The organism is Paenibacillus sp. P32E, from assembly GCF_001909085.1.
GTDB classification, from domain to species: domain Bacteria; phylum Bacillota; class Bacilli; order Paenibacillales; family Paenibacillaceae; genus Paenibacillus_AQ; species Paenibacillus_AQ helianthi.
In genome coordinates, this window is sequence record NZ_LVYY01000046.1 from 122368 (window position 1) to 139724 (window position 17357).

Genomic DNA, 17357 nt, shown 5'->3' on the forward strand with positions numbered 1-17357 from the left:
TGCGTATTAGGCAAGGAATACCTTTTTTTGTTACATCCATCGCTGTATTAATAGCTTAACGCATCTTCAGCTCAATGCTGCGTGGATCGACGAAGCTGTAGCCTTTGCCTTCAAGTGTAGTCAATAGAGTGTCCAGTGCTTCTACAGTCCAAGGAAGTTCGTGCATCAGGATGTTGCTGCCGGAGTGAAGCTGGTCTGTGACGTTCTTGATCAGTTTCGCAGTTTTGCCGGTGTCCTTCTCTTTCATTTCCCAATCCAGTGAACCTACAGACCAGGTCATATAGAGCAGGCCGTTCTCGGCTGCAATCTTCTTGCCGACATCACCGCCTGCGCCATGGGGGGGACGGAAAAACTGTGGGGTTTCGCCAGTAACCTTTTTGACGATATCCTGAACATCCTCAATTTGCTTTTTCACCTCAGCATAGGATTTATCCTTCAGTACGATATGGTCCCAGCTGTGATTGCCGATAATGCCACCCCGGGTCTGAATGAGCTTGAGAAGCTCAGGATGTTCTTTAACCCGGTACCCGTTCACGAAGAAAATGGCTTTGGCATGGTGCTTGTCGAGCGTATCCATTAGTGGATTAATCATATCTGCATTCTTTGGGCCATCATCAAAGGTTAGCAGTACCACTTTTTTGCTTATGCCATCCTTGTTCGGAATAATGTCATAATTTTTGTTCATGTGATAGAGCAGCGGTATCTCTGCAGCAGCATTGTCAACTGTTGTTTTACTGGTGTCAGTTCCATTATCTGCTGACGACTGCGGCGTTGAGCTTGCCGATGGAGCCTCTGATGGTACCGTTTCAGGGGTCATGCTTGCTGCAGCACTGGTGCTTGCCTGCGCAGTAGGTTCCGGTGCTGCTTGGGTTGTAGCCGCTGTAGGCTGCGCTGTCGTATCTGGCCCTGCATTACCATTGCCGCTGTTACTGCACGCAGACAGCAGTAAGACGGACAGCAGCAGCGCTGATGTTGCTTTAACCACTTTTTTCATCTCGCTTTCTTTTGGTTTGGCTGTATGAGCTGGATTCTTTCCGCGAACACTAAGCATGATTTTACCATACAAGGAGGTTAGAGATATGAATACTTCGTCATTTTTGACAGGAGTACTGATGGGTGCTGCAATTAGTATGATTATGTCCAAAAAACGCGGAGCCATGATATCCAGTCTGCTTCAGCCGAACGGTCAGATGAATGGGGCGGGTGAAAAAGCAAAGGACAAAATCATGGGCATGGCCATGACTGGTTTTGGCAGTACAGCTTCTGGTAACGCTACAGCTGGAAATACAGCAACTGGAAACACAAATGCTGGCAGTCATACTGATAACACCACACATGTCTCCCATAGTAATAACGAACACAAGGGGGAGTCTGCGGTTAAATCCAAAGAAGCCAATCTCAAAATGCTGAAGGATTTCATCCGCAGCAATCCTGAGGTGAAACATGAAGTAGAGCAGATTCTTAAGGATACACATAGCTCCATACCGGGATTGTAAACGCAAAAAGCTGATGCAGAATCATTTTGGGGACTAGTCATCCGCAAAATGATTCTTTTTTTCAAATAAGAGTGGTATAAAACTCTTTATATTTGGAAAGAAATAATTTTTTATTTACGTGCATTTGCTGTGCCAAAATGATAACATACATACATAGTAACCATTTTTGGCTCATTACTCGGGACTCATCATACATTATAATAAATGAGCTTGCAAAAGGAGGATCCTGTCATGAGAATAGAGCGATTAAGTCAAGATAAGATACGGATTTTCCTCACTTTTGACGACCTGAGCGAGCGGGGCATCCAGAAGGAAGATATGTGGCAGGAAGTTCCCAAGGTGCATGACTTGTTTACGGAAATGATGGATCAGGCGTACAGTGAACTCGGTTTTGACGCTACCGGTCCGCTTGCCGTGGAAGTATTCGCATTGCCCGCGCAAGGTATGGTCGTTATAGTGACTAGAGGAAAATATGATCACCATCAGTACGGTGCGTCCGGTGAAGAAGATATGCCCGAAGAGATTTACGAAATGGAAGTTACTCTAGAACAAAGCGACTCCATTGTATATGCATTCCGCGACTTTGAGGCTTTGGTTGAAGCGGCTCATGTGCTCCTCGGCAATATTACTTCTCAAGGAAAGCTGTATTCTTATAATGATATATGGTATCTCTACTTCGATCCGAAGGAATTTGAGGAAACTGCATTGTCCGGGCTTGTAGGAGTTCTCTCCGAGTTCGGGGATTCGTCGCCAGTAACTGAAGCTGTTCTGGCCGAATACGGTAAGACGGTTATGCCAGAGAATGCGATTGAATTGATCTGCACTCATTTCAAACGCCAGCAATGACGGTGTGGAGGGAACAAAGTCATCTTTGGCCCTTCCTTTACTTATCGAATTCTGTATATGAAGACATAAAGTCATAGAGCGCAGGGAGGATAATCGGTGCTTTTGTTATCGGTCATTTCGTCAGCAGTGGCACCTGGACTTGCGCTGCTGACTTTTTTCTATCTAAAGGACAAGTATGACCAAGAGCCGCTTTTTATGGTTCTGAAGGTGTTTCTGCTGGGGATTTTGATTGTTTTTCCTATTATGATCATCCAAAGGGGCCTTGTGCTTGGACTGGACGGCGGGCCCTATGCAGATGCTTTTTTGATATCCTCCGGCGTGGAAGAATGCCTGAAGTGGTTTGTGCTGTACCATATGATCTACAATCATACCGAATTTGACGAGCCATACGATGGAATACTATATGCCGTAGCGATTTCGCTCGGCTTCGCAACTTTGGAGAATGTAATGTATGCCTGGTACAGCCACGCTTCAATCGGTTCCATGTTTATGCGGGCGCTGCTTCCGGTATCGGGGCATGCTATGTTCGGCGTCATTATGGGTTACCACATGGGCAGGGCCAAGTTCTCAGGTGGTGTCAAAACAAGAGGGATATTAATCATGTCCCTGCTTCTGCCTTGGCTGTGGCACGGGATATATGACTTTATCCTGACTACCATGACTAATACCTGGATCTGGTTTATTGTGCCACTGATGGCTGTATTATGGTATGGAGGCATGGGCAAGGTGGCACGGGCCAACAGCCGTTCCCCGTTCCGGTTCCTGAAGCGTGAAGAAGAGATTAATCTCTAGTAGAGATGGACACACTTATCCTGAAAGGTAGTTCCGTTAGCAAGGGATTCCAGAAAGGAGCGAGGTGTCTTTTTTTGCGTGTAAAAATTAGGATTGTATGCAAGCAGTGTGGAGAAAGCTACATCTTAAGAGGAAATAAAGAGCAGGGAGTTATTCAGACCGGATTCAAACAATGTCTGTGCAACTGCAGCAGCGGTTTTGAAATTGAGGAGCGGGCTTAGTAGCCTTTTGAAAGAATTCTCTTTTTTGATATCAGATCATTTGGGTGCATAAGACTTCTCAGTTATTGTCAAACTAACGGCAATAAGCAACTGAAAGGAGTCTTGTAGGCCTATGTACAAAAGATTAAGTGCCTTAATGTTCCCGATTACCACACTGTTGCTGATTGGTGCGTTAGTGTGGGGGTATCAGGAGAATCAGGAGAAGAACTCGATTCTAATCAAAGCGGAGAACCAATACCAGCGAGCTTTTCATGATCTCTCTTATCACATGGAACAGCTTCACGGTGAGCTTGGGAATACCCTGGCGGTCAACCATACTTCAAGTGGCATGCACCGCAAGGGGCTTGTGAATGTCTGGAGGCTGACCAGTGAAGCGCAGAATGAGATCAATCAATTGCCCCTTACCCTGCTTCCATTCAGTGAGACTGAAGAGTTTTTGTCCAAAATCTCCAACTTCTCTTACAAGGCGGCTGTGCGTGATTTTACTAAAAAACCTCTTTCGGACAATGAAATGGGGAATTTAAAAGCGCTATATAAGAACTCTGGTGAAATTTCCAAGGATCTGCAGGAGGTTCAGAACAAGGTAATCACGAACAGGCTGCGTTGGATGGATGTTGAATCTGCGCTGGCAACAGAGGATAAGGCTGAGGACAACACGATTATCGATGGATTCAAAACAGTAGACAAACGGGTAGCCGCTTATCCTGAGCTCGATTATGGGCCTTCTGTGGCCAGCATTTATAATAAACGCTCTGTGAAGAAGCTGGGCGGCAAACCGGTTACCGTGGAAGATGTGAAACGCAAAGCCGTCAAATTTGCGGACATCGGTGGGAATCCGACTGTAGATGTTAGGGAAAACGGCAAGGGAACCGAGTGGGCGTCCTATACTGCTGTAGTAACAAGTAAGGATCATAAAGAGCCGGTTAGTATGGATTTTACTGTAGAGGGCGGGCTACTGATCTCCTACAATGATAACCGGAACGTGGGTCCTGCCAAGGTGTCGATGAATCAGGCTGTTACCAAAGCCGGGGAATTCCTTAAGGATAAAGGATATCCGGATATGACTGCTGTCAGTGCGGACCGTTACGATAATATGGGCAACTTAACCTTCGTCACCAGCCGAAACGGCATCCTGATCTACCCGGAAAAAATGACAGTTCGCGTTGGATTGGATACCGGGGAACCGACAGGATTTCAGGCAAGTGATTATGTGCGTGAGCGTCAGGAGAAGCGGGTGATCTCCAAGCCGGGTCTGACTTTGGCTGAAGCCAGAAAAATGCTTAATCCGGAATATAAGGAACTCTACAACCGGCTGGCCTGGATTAAGAATGAGGATGCCGAAGAGGTACTGACCTATGAGTTCGGAGGCAAAATCAACGGCTCACAGTACCGGATTTACTTAAACGCTGATGACGGTCACGAGGAAGCTGTTGAAGAAGTCAGAAAATCCTCTGGCGCACAGGGTAAATAATCTTTCAGCCGAAAGGCAATATCTTGCCTGATAGGTGCAGTTCCCATGTGGAAATGCACCTTTTTGTCATTTCAAAATCAGAATAATATTTCTCACCGGGCAATAAATCTCCATGCTATAATTAATTCTAGAATAAATACTAATCATGTGGCGGTGACAGGCTTGTATCCCAAAATCAACGAATATCTATACATACAGGTTGCTTCAAGCGATGCTGGAGAGGCAGAAGTGGAATATAGATCGAGAATAGCAGAGACGGAAGACGAGGCTTTTTTGATTGAAATTCCCATTCAAGAAAATAACGGGAGGCTGAAAAGGCTTTTTATCGGGGACGAGCTGTCCGTATATTTCTTGTCGGAGGGCGGTGTCAAAAATTACTTTAATACACATGTGGTCGGCTTCAAGGAAGAAGTGATCCGCATGGTACGTATACGAAAGCCGGCAGTCGAATCCATCTTCAAGATCCAGCGCCGAAGCTTCTTACGTGTAAACGCAGAGCTTGAGCTTGCTGTGAAAGACTCGCTGGGCAGCCGCTACTTAGTTCGTACTGAAGATATCGGAGGGGGAGGGACCTCTTTCCTGAGCGACTCCAAAGTGCACCCCGAAGTGGGAGGAAAGCTGTTCTGCTGGCTGCTTGTTCCTTACCGGAACGGAAGCACAGAGCATGTGAACTTTGAAGGTGAGATCGTCCGGATCAAGACATTGGAAACAGGGCGTAATCTGGTGATGGTGAAGTTCGCAGCGATTACTGATTCAGAGCGGCAAAAAATTATCCGGTACTGCTTTGAGCGCCAGTTCGATTTCCGCAACCGTTGAGATGGGCGGGAAAAAGGTATAAACAGACACTTTTTTCTATACAAATACCTCAGTGTCATTTTGCACTGGGGGTTAAACTGTGGTATAATTTTATAAGTCGCAGGCAATGCCTGCTTTTTTCTTGATAATACCAGCAAGCTTGTTTTTTCTTGACTGAAAGAGTGTTTGAGGAGGAATGCCCCGTTGGATAGGCAGGGTACACATACTTACGACAGAATTAACGTCGCCATCGACGGACCTGCCGGGGCAGGCAAGAGCACTGTAGCCCGATTGGTAGCCCAGAAGCTCTCTTACATTTATGTCGATACTGGAGCGATGTACCGGGCGATTACCTGGTATATGATCCGTGAAGGCATACCGGCTGAAGATAATCTTCAGGTGGATCAAAGAGTCCGCGATATGGTGATCGAACTGATCCCGGAACCGGATGTGCAGAAGGTGCTGATCAATGGGGAGGACGTGACTCCGCATATCCGAAGTCTTCAGGTTAGCGGCCAAGTGTCGCAGTATTCGAAGATCGAGGGCGTAAGAACCAGGCTGAGCCATTTGCAGCGCCAGATGGCGCTCCGCAAGGGAGTAGTGATGGATGGCCGCGATATCGGTACGACCGTGCTGCCGGACGCCGAAGTGAAGATTTTTATGACGGCGAGTGTGGAAGAACGGGCTCTACGCCGCTACAAGGAACTGAAAGATGCGGAAACAGTGACGCTCCAGCAGCTTGAATGCGATATTGCCGCGCGGGACCGTCTGGATGAAGGACGGGAGATTTCACCGCTGCGCCGTGCAGAGGATGCTATTCTTTTAGATACGACGCATATGGATATCCATCAAGCCGTGGAAGCAATTGTATCCCGCTGCAGATCTTATGTGGACGGGGAGAGAAATCATTTATGATTTATGTCATTTGCCGTGGATTACTTCGCTTGATTTACGCCATTTTGTTTCCGCTTAAGATCATTGGGAAAGAGAATGTGCCGGAGGAAGGCGGAGTGTTGCTGTGTGCCAATCATATCAGCTTGCTGGATCCGATGACTATTGGGATCAAGCTGAATCGTCAGGTCAAGTATATGGCCAAAGCAGAGCTATTCAAGGTTCCTGTGCTAGGCTGGCTCATTAACAAACTGGGCGCTTTTCCTGTCAAACGTGGCGGCGTGAGCAAAGAATCCATCAAAACGGCCCTTAATACGCTTCGCAGCGGAAATGTTATGGGCATCTTTCCGGAAGGGACACGAAACTCTGACTCCGGTGTGGCAAAAAAGGGCGCAGCAAGTTTTGCGCTTCGCAGCGGTGCAGCGGTTGTTCCTGCCGCTATTATCGGTTCTTACAAGCCTTTTCGCCGGATGACCGTTATTTATGGGGCTCCCATCGATCTCAGTTCATTTGCCGGGGCGGGCAGCGAATCTCTTGAAGAAGTCACTGATGTTATTATGGGACGCATACATGAGATGGCAAAGACCGGTAAGCCTACAGTGAATTAAGTGCAGGCAGACGTACGGATGTTCCGCTGATTAGAATAACGGCATAACCGCTAATTTTTGGAACATACTAACGTGAAAGTGTAAGTGATATCTGCATTGCTTGTTTTGAACTCTGCTCTACGCGGGTTTAAATAAATGGGGTTTTGAATCGAGGAGGGTAATCACATGTCTGAAGAAACTAGAAATCAGGAAACTGCGGCCAACGTTGACAACAATGAAGCCGTAGAAGCAACGGAAACTGTGGAAGCCGCAGCAGAAGAGAACAACGGTGCTACAGAAGCAGTTGCAAGTAACGAAGAAGAAGTGACTAGCCAAGAAGGTTTGGAAATCATTTCTCTGAAAAAAGGCGATACCGTGAAAGGAACAATCGTCAAAATCGAAGATAACCAAGCTTATGTAAGCATTGGATATAAATACGACGGCGTTATTCCTATTCGCGAATTGTCTTCTGTACAACTGGACAACGCTGCAGCAGCGGTTGAAGTTGGACAAGAAGTGGAATGCAAGGTTGTCAGCATCAACGACAACAAGGAAAGCCTGGTGCTTTCCAAACGTGCAGTTGACAGCGAAAAATCATGGGAAGATCTCGAAAAGTATTTTGCTTCCCAAGAAGCTTTCGAAGTTACTGTAGCTGACGTTGTCAAAGGCGGCCTCGTGGCTGATGTTGGCGCGCGCGGATTTATTCCAGCTTCCATGGTTGAACGTCACTTCGTTGAAGATTTCAGCGACTACAAAGGCCGCACATTGCGTGTGAAAGTGAAAGAACTGGACCGTGAGAACAGCAAGGTTATTCTTTCTGCCAAAGAAGTTCTGGAAGAAGAATTCGAAGCCAATAAACAGAAAATTATGTCTGAGCTGTCCGAAGGACAAATCATCGAAGGTACAGTGCAACGCCTGACTCAATTCGGCGCATTTGTTGATGTAGGCGGCGTTGATGGTCTGGTTCACGTATCCGAGATTGCCTGGAACCATGTTGAGAAACCTTCCGACGTTGTATCCGAAGGCGAAAAAGTTAAGGTTAAAGTACTTAAGGTTGACCCTGAAAAAGGAAAAATCAGCCTCAGCATCAAAGCAGCTGCTCCTGGACCTTGGGATTCTGCAGCCGGAAAAATCAACATTGGTGACGTGGTAACAGGCGAAGTTAAACGCCTTGTGAACTTCGGTGCGTTTGTTGAACTTCTTCCAGGTGTAGAAGGTCTTGTACACATCTCGCAAATTTCCCACAAGCACATCGGTACTCCGCATGAAGTGCTTAAGGAAGGACAAGAAGTGCAGGTGAAAGTTCTGGACTTCAACCCATCTGAGAAGCGTGTAAGCCTCAGCATCAAGGAAACCGAAGAAGCTCCGGCTCCTACGGCTAGACCAGAACGCAGCAACAGCAGAGACAGAGCGCCTAAAGAAGTGCTGAACAACCCTAACGTGTCGCTCAGCAATGAAGGCCTCAGCTTTACTTTGGCTGAACGTTTCGGCGACAAGCTGGACAAATTCAAGGGCAATAACTAATCCCTTCGTATTTACACATATATATGGGTATAGTAATCGGCGAACCCTCGATACGGGGGTTCGCCGATTATGTTTTATAGACCGCTTAAATGGAAAGATTAGCAGTAAGTATGTTAGCCAATTGAAGCGTTTTTTGCTATGATGAGTAGCGTAAGGATGACAGGAGGAATGAATATGGCAAGACCCGTTGTGGCCATTGTTGGGAGGCCTAACGTCGGTAAATCGACGATTTTTAACAGGCTGATTGGCGATAGACTGGCCATTGTAGAAGATAAACCGGGGATCACACGTGACCGGATATATGGCGTTTCCGATTGGAACGGCAAATCCTTCAGTGTCATTGATACCGGAGGAATTGAAATTGACGGTGAGGATGCTATTCTGAAGTCCATCCGCGTTCAAGCGGAACTGGCCATTGAAGAAGCAGATGTCATCGTCTTTATGTGCGAGGCAAAAACCGGTCTAACCAATTCGGATGAAGAGGTAGCACAAATTCTCTTCCGTTCCGGAAAGCCGATTGTCTTAGCTATTAATAAAGTTGACAACATGAAGCGTACAGAGGATATTTATGAATTTTACAGCCTTGGAATTGGCGATCCCATCGGGATCTCAGGCAGCCATGGTACAGGTATCGGGGATCTGCTCGATGCGGTAACCGAGCGTCTGCCAGAGCTGACCGAAGAGGAATATGATGAGGATGTTATTCGTGTAGCTCTCATCGGTCGTCCGAATGTAGGCAAATCTTCTCTCGTAAATGCCATTTTGGGCGAAGAACGTGTAATTGTCAGCGACGTTGCCGGTACGACTAGGGATGCCATTGATACACCGTTCGAACGCGATGGGCAGAGATATGTGCTGATTGATACTGCGGGGATGCGCAAACGCGGCAAGGTCTATGAAACAACTGAGAAATACAGTGTGATGCGGGCTATGCGTGCGATTGAGAGAGCTGATGTTGTGCTTGTAGTCATCAACGGTGAGGAAGGCATCATCGACCAGGACAAGCATATTGCAGGTTATGCCCATGATGCAGGTAAGGCTTCGATTTTTGTGGTTAACAAATGGGATGCCGTCGAGAAGGACGACAAGACGATGCAGAACTTTGAGACCAACATCCGCGATCACTTCCTGTTTATGAGCTATGCGCCTGTTGTCTTTTTATCTGCACTCACGAAACAGCGTCTCCAGAAGCTGCTTCCGGTGGTTCAGCACGTGGCTCAACAGCATGCGCTGCGGATTACTACGCATCTTGTCAACGATGTGGTGTCTGATGCGGTCGCCATCAATCCTCCGCCAACGGATAAAGGTCGTCGCCTGCGCATCAACTATGTAACCCAGGTAGCTGTGAAGCCGCCGACAATAGTGGTGTTTGTAAATGATCCTTCGCTGATGCACTTCTCCTATGAACGGTATCTGGAGAACAAGATCCGCGCAGCGTTCAATTTCGAGGGCACACCAATCCGACTCTTTACACGGCGCAAATCCGAGAACGAAGGTTAGGGGAGAAAACAGTGGCGTTTGAACTTCTGGTTATCGTAGTAAGTTATTTGCTTGGCTCTGTCAGCTTCAGTGTGCTTTTGGTCCGCCTGCTCAAGGGTGTGGATATCCGGCAATATGGCAGTGGAAATGCCGGTGCTACCAATACATTGCGGGTGATGGGGAAAGGGCCGGCGATTCTTGTTCTGGTACTGGACGTATTGAAAGGAATTGCGGCAGTCTGGCTTGGAACCTGGGCCGGTGGCTGGGGGACATGGGTCGCTGTTGCCTGCGGGATCGCAGCCATTATTGGACACAACTGGCCCCTATACTTTCATTTTCGTGGAGGAAAAGGAATTGCGACTACCATAGGCGTCATGGCTACGCTTTGTTTTTGGCCTGCGCTGATCGCCGGTATAGTTGCCATTGTGGCAATTGTGATTACCAAATATGTATCTCTGGGATCTCTTCTGTTCGTGGCGCTGACCCCGGTGATTTTAATTTTTACCGATTTTACGGCACCTGAATTATGGGGAAGTCTTATTATTGCCCTCTTCGCTTTTTGGCGGCACCGGAGTAATATCGTGAAGATCAGCCAGGGGCGGGAGAATAAAATTGGTTCAAAAGTCAAGGAGGGGAACCGGGTTGTCTGATAAAGTAACCGTGCTGGTCGCGGGCAGTTGGGGAACTGCGCTGGCATCTGTGCTGGCGGCTAACCACTCGGAAGTTTATCTGTGGACACGGAAACCTGAACAAGCTGACGAGATCAATCATTCACATACAAACCAGCATTATCTTCCCGAAATTACGCTGCCTGTGAATATTATTGCCACTACGGATATGGAAACTGCCGTTAAGGATTCCAGGGCGGTAGTTATTGTTGCGCCTTCCTCTGGGATGCGTCAGGTTACACATGCGCTGAAACCCTTCTGGAAGAAAGAAATGCTCTGTATTCATGCCACCAAAGGCTTCGAGACAGAAACGATGAAACGGATGTCTACAGTAATCTCTGAGGAGCTTGGCTGTAATGAAGGTGAGATTGTGGTTCTCTCAGGTCCTAGTCACGCGGAAGAGGTTGTCCGTCTATGTCCGACCACAGTCGTTGTGGCTTCGCCAGATGAAGGTCGCGCAGCCGCTGCTCAGGAGCTTTTCATCAATAATGATTTCCGGGTATATACGAACCGGGACCAGGTTGGCGTTGAGTTGGCCGGAGCGTTGAAGAATATTATTGCACTAGGTGCAGGCTTGTCTGACGGTCTGGGCTTCGGAGACAATGCCAAGGCCGCGCTGCTTACCCGTGGACTGGCTGAAATCTCCCGTGTTGGCGTTGAGCTTGGTGCAAATCCCCTTACGTTCTCCGGCCTGGCAGGGCTCGGCGACCTGGTTGTAACAGCTACGAGCAAGCACAGCCGCAACTGGCGGGCGGGCTCAATGTTGGGTCAGGGTAAACCTCTTGCGGAGGTGCTAGAATCCATGGGTATGGTGGTCGAAGGTATTCGTACCACGGAAGCAGCCTTTGCGATTTCGCTTAAGCTTAAAGTGCAAATGCCAATTACGGATCAGATTTACCATGTGTTGTTCAAAGGCAGATCCCCACGTAAGGCGGTAGAAGCCTTAATGGGCAGAGACCGCAAGACAGAAATGGAAGCTATATCCCAGGAAACTTGGGAGCAATGGCATTCCTGAGGAACGTTCACCTTTTGCCGGAAATTCTCATATGTTGTAAATGGGGATTGACGGAGGAGGGATGAAGAATGAGCAGAGATTTTTCCAAGGATGCTTTGAACGCTATTAACAAAAAAGCGGGAAAGAACATTACGGAAGGCGCCGTGAAGAAGCTGGCCAGTACGGTCAAGCCGGGAACAACGCAGAATGAAGCCCAGCTCCGCCAGTTGATCAAACAGGTGTCAGCAATGGCCAAGGTACCAGTTAGTGAAGCTACTGTGCAGGATATTATCAATGCTGTCAAAAAAGGCGGCGCGAATTCAGGCACAATGGAGTCTTTAATGAAAATGATGATGAAAAAATAGGTTGGCGCTTCAAACCAAAGAGCAGAAGTTCCGGAATCCTCCAAATTCCGTGAATCTCTGCTCTTATTTCGGTTGAAATAATAAGGATATCTCATAGCCAGGTTGTCATTTCCAGCCATTTCTTCTTGCAGAAATGGGTAGAGTTTCATGCTATAATATTCGCAATCCAAATTAGCCGAATGGGGGAGCGCTGGATATGGACCCGATGACGAAAATGTGGTTGTCCCTTATCGCAATCCTGATCATGGGATTGTCCGTGTTTCTGATTACCTTTGCCCGCAGTAAGACCAAAGGGTTTTTAAGGGGTATTTTGTCTGTAATCGCTTTTGTCATTATGATTATAGGCTTGCTGGGTGGAGCTGCTTCGATTATGTAAGCATTTACATTCAGTTGAAGCTGCGCGACTGTCAGGATTTTCAGGTGGATTCATTAACATAACATCATGTGAAGGAAGGAAGCTGCATCATGAAACGGCAAAAGGGATGGACTGTCACGTTTCAGCCGGAAGGCCGAACAGCTGTTGTCACGCATGGAACTTCTCTGCTGGAGGCATCACGTAAAGCAGGGGTCTCCATTACTACCCGTTGCGGTGGAAAGGCCGGCTGTCTGATGTGTAAAGTTAAGGTTACCGAAGAATATACATCTGGGCTAAGGCCTCCCGGTGATGCCGAGCAGCGAAAACTGGGCGGTCTGCTGGACGAGGGTATTCGTCTGGCCTGTCAAGCGGCGGTATGGAATGATTTGAGCGTATATACTCCCGAGGACCCGCTCAAAGCAGCTGTAAGGCGCAAGCTTGAAGCTGCCCGTCGCGGGGAAGAAGATGAACTCTGGTAGCACTCTTTTACGACAACCGTAAGAAACGGAGGGATACGGGCATGGAGAGCTGCATAAGGCGGGACAAGAAGTATAGATCCAACATAAGAGGAGTTCTATGGGCGGTGTCCATTCTTTGGGTATGCTCGCTTGCTGGCTGTATGTATCCTGAGAAGGAGAAGGCGGGAAGCAGCTACCGCGGAAGCGTAATGCGGGTGCAGGCAGCAGTGAATGATTACCAGCAAAAAGAAGGATTACTGCCCATACTTAATGCAGATGAGGCCACACCGAGATATGAGAAATTTTTGATTGATCTGGAGAAGCTGCAGCAAACGGGATATCTGGATGAAATTCCGGCAGCAGCCTTTGAGAAGGGTGGCAGCGCCTACTTTCTTATATTGAATGAAGAGAGCGATCCAGAGGTAAAAATGATGGACTTGGTTACTGTTCAAAAGGTGAATGATGTCCAGCGCCTTATCAACCGGTATAAGTCTGCTCATGGAGGAAGCCTCCCGGCAGGGGAGGAGATCTATCCGGGTTTGTTCGCGATTGATGCCCGGCAGGCGGGCACGGATTTGATCACGCTGAGCAGCATCTATTCCGGCCAGCCGCTGCCATTTTTCATGGATAAGAACGGCACTGTATATGTAGATTACGGTGTTGATATTCAGTCGGTGATACACCAAAATTCCACTTCTCCTAAAGATAATACGGACCTTCGTCTTCTACTGGAGCAGGCTTCTTATTATGTACCTGTCAAATCCTTGCCTTATTTCTGGGTGGGCGGTCAGCCAGTCCCCCAGTCTCCGTTACTCTAAAGACACTAACAGGCTCTCTTCCAAAAAGAGTTCTATCCCTCTACTTTCCCTCATATGCTAGCTGAGAAGGCTTCCGGGCGTCATGACGCTCTGCAGGCGCAGTGGCTGATTTTTACGAAATTCCGATTTAAATTGCGCGGGTAGCGGGTCATAAATCCGTTCTGGATACATATGATGATACTAGTCCAAATGCATGTCCGAGCATTCGGAGTTAAGCGTGGGGCAATGCAGGTTCCGCCCTTAAGTCAGCAGCTAGGCTCCATGGCGGACAATGTCAGTCCGGTGGGTGTCCTGCAAAGGTCAGAAAAGCCGGCGGAACGCGAAGTCGATGCTCTTCAGGCATTTTTTCTTCGGAGTAATATGAGGAGGGGATCTCTTTTGGAAAAAGTGGATATTTTCAAGGACATTGCCGAGCGTACCGGCGGAGACATTTATCTTGGCGTCGTCGGTGCGGTTCGCACAGGGAAATCAACATTCATCAAACGCTTTATGGAAACGATCGTCTTGCCAAACATTACGAATGAGGCGGATCGGGTTAGAGCGGTGGATGAGCTTCCGCAAAGCGCGGCAGGGAAAACAATCATGACAACAGAGCCGAAATTTGTGCCGAACAATGCGGTGCAGATCAAGGTGGCGGAAGGGCTGGAGGTCAATGTCCGGCTGGTAGATTGTGTAGGGTATGCGGTTGAAGGTGCTAAAGGCTATGAGGATGAAAACGGTCCTCGGATGATTTCCACTCCTTGGTTTGAGGAGCCGATTCCTTTTCAGGAAGCAGCGGAAATTGGCACCCGCAAGGTCATTCAGGAGCATTCCACACTGGGTGTAGTGGTGACTACAGATGGTACCATAGCTGAAATTCCGCGTCACTCCTATGTGGATTCCGAAGAGCGTGTAATCGCTGAGCTGAAAGAGGTTGGCAAGCCGTTTGTACTGGTGATCAACTCGACCCGGCCGCGCAGTGATGAAGCGCAGCAGCTCCGCAGTGAGCTGGCCGCCAAATATGATATTCCGGTCATGACGCTCAGTGCAGCGAATATGACGGAAGATGATGTAACAGGCGTCCTGCGTGAAGTCCTTTATGAATTCCCGGTTCACGAGGTGAATGTGAATCTTCCAAGCTGGGTAATGGTACTTGGCGAGAACCACTGGCTGCGCACCAGTTACGAGAATTCTGTCCGTGATACGGTGAAGGATATCCGCCGGTTGCGTGATGTTGACCGGCTGGTGGCACAGTTCACGGAATATGACTTCATTGACAGGGCCGGACTCAGCGGCATGAATATGGGTCAGGGTGTGGCGGAGATCGACTTGTATGCGCCTGAGGAACTCTATGACCAGGTTCTGATGGAGATTGTAGGTGTTGAAATCCGCGGGAAAGACCACCTTCTGCAGCTGATGCAGGATTTCTCACATGCCAAACGTGAATATGACCGCTTCTCGGAAGCGCTGGAAATGGTAAAAACCACAGGCTATGGGATCGCTGCTCCATCACTCGCCGAAATGGCGCTGGATGAGCCAGAACTGATTCGCCAAGGCTCGCGCTTCGGAGTCCGGCTGAAGGCAACAGCCCCATCCATTCATATGATTCGGGTGGATGTTGAATCTGAATTCTCGCCGATTATCGGTACAGAGAAGCAGAGTGAAGAGCTGGTGCGCTATCTGATGCAGGATTTCGAGAACGATCCGATTAAGATATGGGAATCCGATATTTTTGGCCGGTCGCTGCACTCCATCGTGCGTGAAGGCATTCAAGGGAAAATCGCTATGATGCCGGATAACGCCCGCTATAAGCTGCAGGAAACACTGGGCCGGATCATCAATGAAGGCTCTGGTGGACTGATTGCGATCATTCTGTAAAAAATCATTGGGCTCAAAGTGAACAGAGCGGGAGAAATCCTGCTCTGTTTTTTGTGCAAAGATAAGAATCTATAGCTTCGCGCAATAAATAATCCTTATCTTTCTCCCTGAAACGGATACCATCCTTTTAAGGATAGCGTAGCCGTTTCTACTTGAAATAATTAAGAGAATTAAGCATTTAGAGAACAAATATGCTACTTTCTTCTCCTTTTTTGACTAACGCCTTGAAATTCTTAGTGGGCTGTATTACTATAAGTTTGTTGCGCTTCTAGGAAGAGTAGCGCCGATATCTAGTCATAACGGGATTATCACGTATATTTTGCGTTGAAACGGAAACAGTGTATGATACCGGAAATTTGCCCAGGGAGGTGAGAAGACATGAACAAATCAGATTTGATCAACGTAGTTACAGAAGCAACTGAACTTCCCAAGAAAGATGCTACTAAAGCGGTAGATGCCGTTTTTGAAGCGATCACAGGAGCTCTGCAAAGCGGAGATAAAGTACAGCTGGTTGGATTCGGAAACTTTGAAGTGCGCGAACGTTCCGCACGTAAAGGCCGTAACCCGCAGACTGGTGAAGAAATCGAAATTCCTTCGAGCAAGGTGCCGGCATTTAAACCGGGTAAAGCTCTTAAAGACGGAATCAAATAGAGATTTCTACATATCTATCCCATAGTCTTTCTGAGTAATAACGATGCCGCCCTCCAAGGCGGCATTTGTTGTTGAAAGGGTATATGCTCACAAAAACTTTTAGGAGGGTTCTACATGACCGAAAAGAATAATGGCGTAAATCCCGCCCCGGCAGGCAGCGACTACATTGTAATCAAAGCCAAAGAGAACGGTGTACAGGTTATTGGGCTTACCCGAGGATTGGATACACGGTTTCATCATACAGAAAAGCTGGACAAGGGCGAAGTGCTCATTGCCCAATTCACGGATCATACCTCAGCTATGAAAATCCGCGGCAAAGCCGAAATATGGAGCAAACACGGACAATTGGAAAGTGAAAGCTGAAAAGCAGGCATAGCCTGCTTTTTTTCAAAATATAACTAAAGATAGCCATGTCTCAATTCCCGAATATTCGTTCCAGGAGGCGGCAACTATGAATGATAAGGGGGCTTGTCATGAACAGGAGCTGGCTAATTGGAACAGCATTGATCATATCTGCGGCTACCGTGCTTCTTCTTCCGCAGCTGGCCTCGCTTGAGCCTTCCTTACAGCATAAATACGGAGCAGTGGAGGTCTTCGGCGAAGAGGGCACGGTTCTGGGGAGCAATAACCTTGTAGATTTACTTGGGGAGCTTCCTCTTACCCTCTCCATTGACCGTGTGGGTTGGAAGGGAAGAGTTCTCTCTCTGGATCTGAAGGTGACTGGCAATGAATCTGAACCGCAGGAAATTTATCAGAATATGGCCTTGGCCATTTCTTTTGCCTTTCAGGAGACAGTAAATGTGGATCAGTTGCTGCTTCGGATTGTTGCCGAGGACAAATGGCTTGAGAGCCGTCGTCTACTGCTCGCTGGAGATATCCGGCGCAACGAATGGTCACCCGGACTGCAGGAAGCTCTCCAGACAGCCGCAGGCCGTCCACTGCCGGAATCCCTTAAGAGCGGGCTGCGTATCAGCGAGAGTGAGCTATGGAAGAGGCAGTTCATTTATCCCTGATCTGGGTAAAATAAACTAGACGGGCCCACAGTGCGTGACCAAAAAACATGTGATATAATAGACAAGATTGTGAACA

At 47.9% G+C, this 17357-nt stretch carries 20 protein-coding genes; 19 read left to right on the forward strand and 1 reads right to left on the reverse strand.

Translation table 11 applies throughout. The features are described 5' to 3' along the window. Positions 1 to 55: 55 nt before the first annotated feature. Positions 56 to 994: a polysaccharide deacetylase family protein gene (locus A3848_RS25150; RefSeq protein ID WP_074087596.1), complete on the reverse strand. Its 939-nt coding sequence runs from the start codon at positions 992 to 994 to the stop codon at positions 56 to 58. Between the two features lie 85 nt (positions 995 to 1079). On the opposite strand from A3848_RS25150, the gene A3848_RS25155 reads away from it, so the two are divergent. The 19 genes from A3848_RS25155 (at position 1080) to A3848_RS25245 (ending at position 17281) form a co-directional block, all read left to right on the forward strand. Continuing rightward, positions 1080 to 1496, forward strand: a complete 417-nt coding sequence (locus A3848_RS25155) for a hypothetical protein (protein ID WP_074087597.1) — start codon at positions 1080 to 1082, stop codon at positions 1494 to 1496. 231 nt (positions 1497 to 1727) lie between these two features. Then, positions 1728 to 2342 carry a genetic competence negative regulator gene (locus A3848_RS25160; protein ID WP_074087598.1) on the forward strand — a complete coding sequence of 205 codons (615 nt, stop codon included), beginning with the start codon at positions 1728 to 1730 and terminating at the stop codon, positions 2340 to 2342. 96 nt (positions 2343 to 2438) lie between these two features. Continuing rightward, entirely contained in the window at positions 2439 to 3134 is a 696-nt protein-coding gene (gene prsW / locus A3848_RS25165) for a glutamic-type intramembrane protease PrsW (protein ID WP_074087599.1), read from the forward strand. Positions 3135 to 3467: 333 nt separating this feature from the next. Next, positions 3468 to 4826 (forward strand): germination protein YpeB, encoded by a 1359-nt coding sequence (gene ypeB / locus A3848_RS25170; protein ID WP_074087600.1) that lies wholly within the window; start codon positions 3468 to 3470, stop codon positions 4824 to 4826. 162 nt (positions 4827 to 4988) lie between these two features. Further along, positions 4989 to 5642: a flagellar brake protein gene (locus A3848_RS25175; protein ID WP_074087601.1), complete on the forward strand. Its 654-nt coding sequence runs from the start codon at positions 4989 to 4991 to the stop codon at positions 5640 to 5642. A gap of 183 nt (positions 5643 to 5825) precedes the next feature. Continuing rightward, positions 5826 to 6536 (forward strand): (d)CMP kinase, encoded by a 711-nt coding sequence (gene cmk, locus A3848_RS25180; RefSeq protein WP_074087602.1) that lies wholly within the window; start codon positions 5826 to 5828, stop codon positions 6534 to 6536. Then, a complete protein-coding gene (locus tag A3848_RS25185; protein ID WP_074087603.1) occupies positions 6533 to 7120 on the forward strand; it encodes a lysophospholipid acyltransferase family protein in 588 nt (195 codons plus the stop codon). The genes cmk and A3848_RS25185 overlap by 4 nt, the downstream gene beginning before the upstream one ends. 165 nt (positions 7121 to 7285) lie before the next feature. Beyond that, complete coding sequence (gene rpsA / locus A3848_RS25190) at positions 7286 to 8623, forward strand: 30S ribosomal protein S1 (protein WP_244169760.1); 1338 nt, start codon at positions 7286 to 7288, stop codon at positions 8621 to 8623. 174 nt (positions 8624 to 8797) lie between these two features. Beyond that, the gene (gene der / locus A3848_RS25195; protein WP_074087604.1) at positions 8798 to 10123 is read left to right on the forward strand and encodes a ribosome biogenesis GTPase Der; all 1326 of its coding nucleotides are present in this window, start codon (positions 8798 to 8800) and stop codon (positions 10121 to 10123) included. A gap of 11 nt (positions 10124 to 10134) precedes the next feature. After that, a complete protein-coding gene (plsY, locus tag A3848_RS25200; RefSeq protein ID WP_074087605.1) occupies positions 10135 to 10752 on the forward strand; it encodes a glycerol-3-phosphate 1-O-acyltransferase PlsY in 618 nt (205 codons plus the stop codon). Next, positions 10745 to 11785 carry an NAD(P)H-dependent glycerol-3-phosphate dehydrogenase gene (locus A3848_RS25205; RefSeq protein ID WP_074087606.1) on the forward strand — a complete coding sequence of 347 codons (1041 nt, stop codon included), beginning with the start codon at positions 10745 to 10747 and terminating at the stop codon, positions 11783 to 11785. Before plsY ends, A3848_RS25205 begins: the two co-directional genes overlap by 8 nt. 68 nt (positions 11786 to 11853) lie before the next feature. Beyond that, positions 11854 to 12129: a stage VI sporulation protein F gene (locus tag A3848_RS25210; RefSeq protein WP_074087607.1), complete on the forward strand. Its 276-nt coding sequence runs from the start codon at positions 11854 to 11856 to the stop codon at positions 12127 to 12129. A gap of 196 nt (positions 12130 to 12325) precedes the next feature. Further along, positions 12326 to 12505 (forward strand): DUF2768 family protein, encoded by a 180-nt coding sequence (locus tag A3848_RS25215; protein WP_074087608.1) that lies wholly within the window; start codon positions 12326 to 12328, stop codon positions 12503 to 12505. An 89-nt stretch (positions 12506 to 12594) separates the two neighbouring features. Beyond that, entirely contained in the window at positions 12595 to 12963 is a 369-nt protein-coding gene (locus tag A3848_RS25220; protein WP_074087609.1) for a 2Fe-2S iron-sulfur cluster-binding protein, read from the forward strand. Positions 12964 to 13067: 104 nt separating this feature from the next. Then, positions 13068 to 13760, forward strand: a complete 693-nt coding sequence (locus A3848_RS25225; RefSeq protein WP_256702550.1) for a DUF3939 domain-containing protein — start codon at positions 13068 to 13070, stop codon at positions 13758 to 13760. A 378-nt stretch (positions 13761 to 14138) separates the two neighbouring features. Next, positions 14139 to 15617 carry a stage IV sporulation protein A gene (gene spoIVA, locus A3848_RS25230; RefSeq protein ID WP_074087611.1) on the forward strand — a complete coding sequence of 493 codons (1479 nt, stop codon included), beginning with the start codon at positions 14139 to 14141 and terminating at the stop codon, positions 15615 to 15617. 378 nt (positions 15618 to 15995) lie between these two features. Beyond that, positions 15996 to 16268 (forward strand): HU family DNA-binding protein, encoded by a 273-nt coding sequence (locus tag A3848_RS25235; protein WP_019909963.1) that lies wholly within the window; start codon positions 15996 to 15998, stop codon positions 16266 to 16268. A gap of 114 nt (positions 16269 to 16382) precedes the next feature. Next, the gene (gene mtrB / locus A3848_RS25240; RefSeq protein WP_025709321.1) at positions 16383 to 16631 is read left to right on the forward strand and encodes a trp RNA-binding attenuation protein MtrB; all 249 of its coding nucleotides are present in this window, start codon (positions 16383 to 16385) and stop codon (positions 16629 to 16631) included. A gap of 110 nt (positions 16632 to 16741) precedes the next feature. Then, positions 16742 to 17281: a hypothetical protein gene (locus tag A3848_RS25245; protein WP_074087612.1), complete on the forward strand. Its 540-nt coding sequence runs from the start codon at positions 16742 to 16744 to the stop codon at positions 17279 to 17281. The last annotated feature ends 76 nt before the right edge of the window (positions 17282 to 17357 follow it).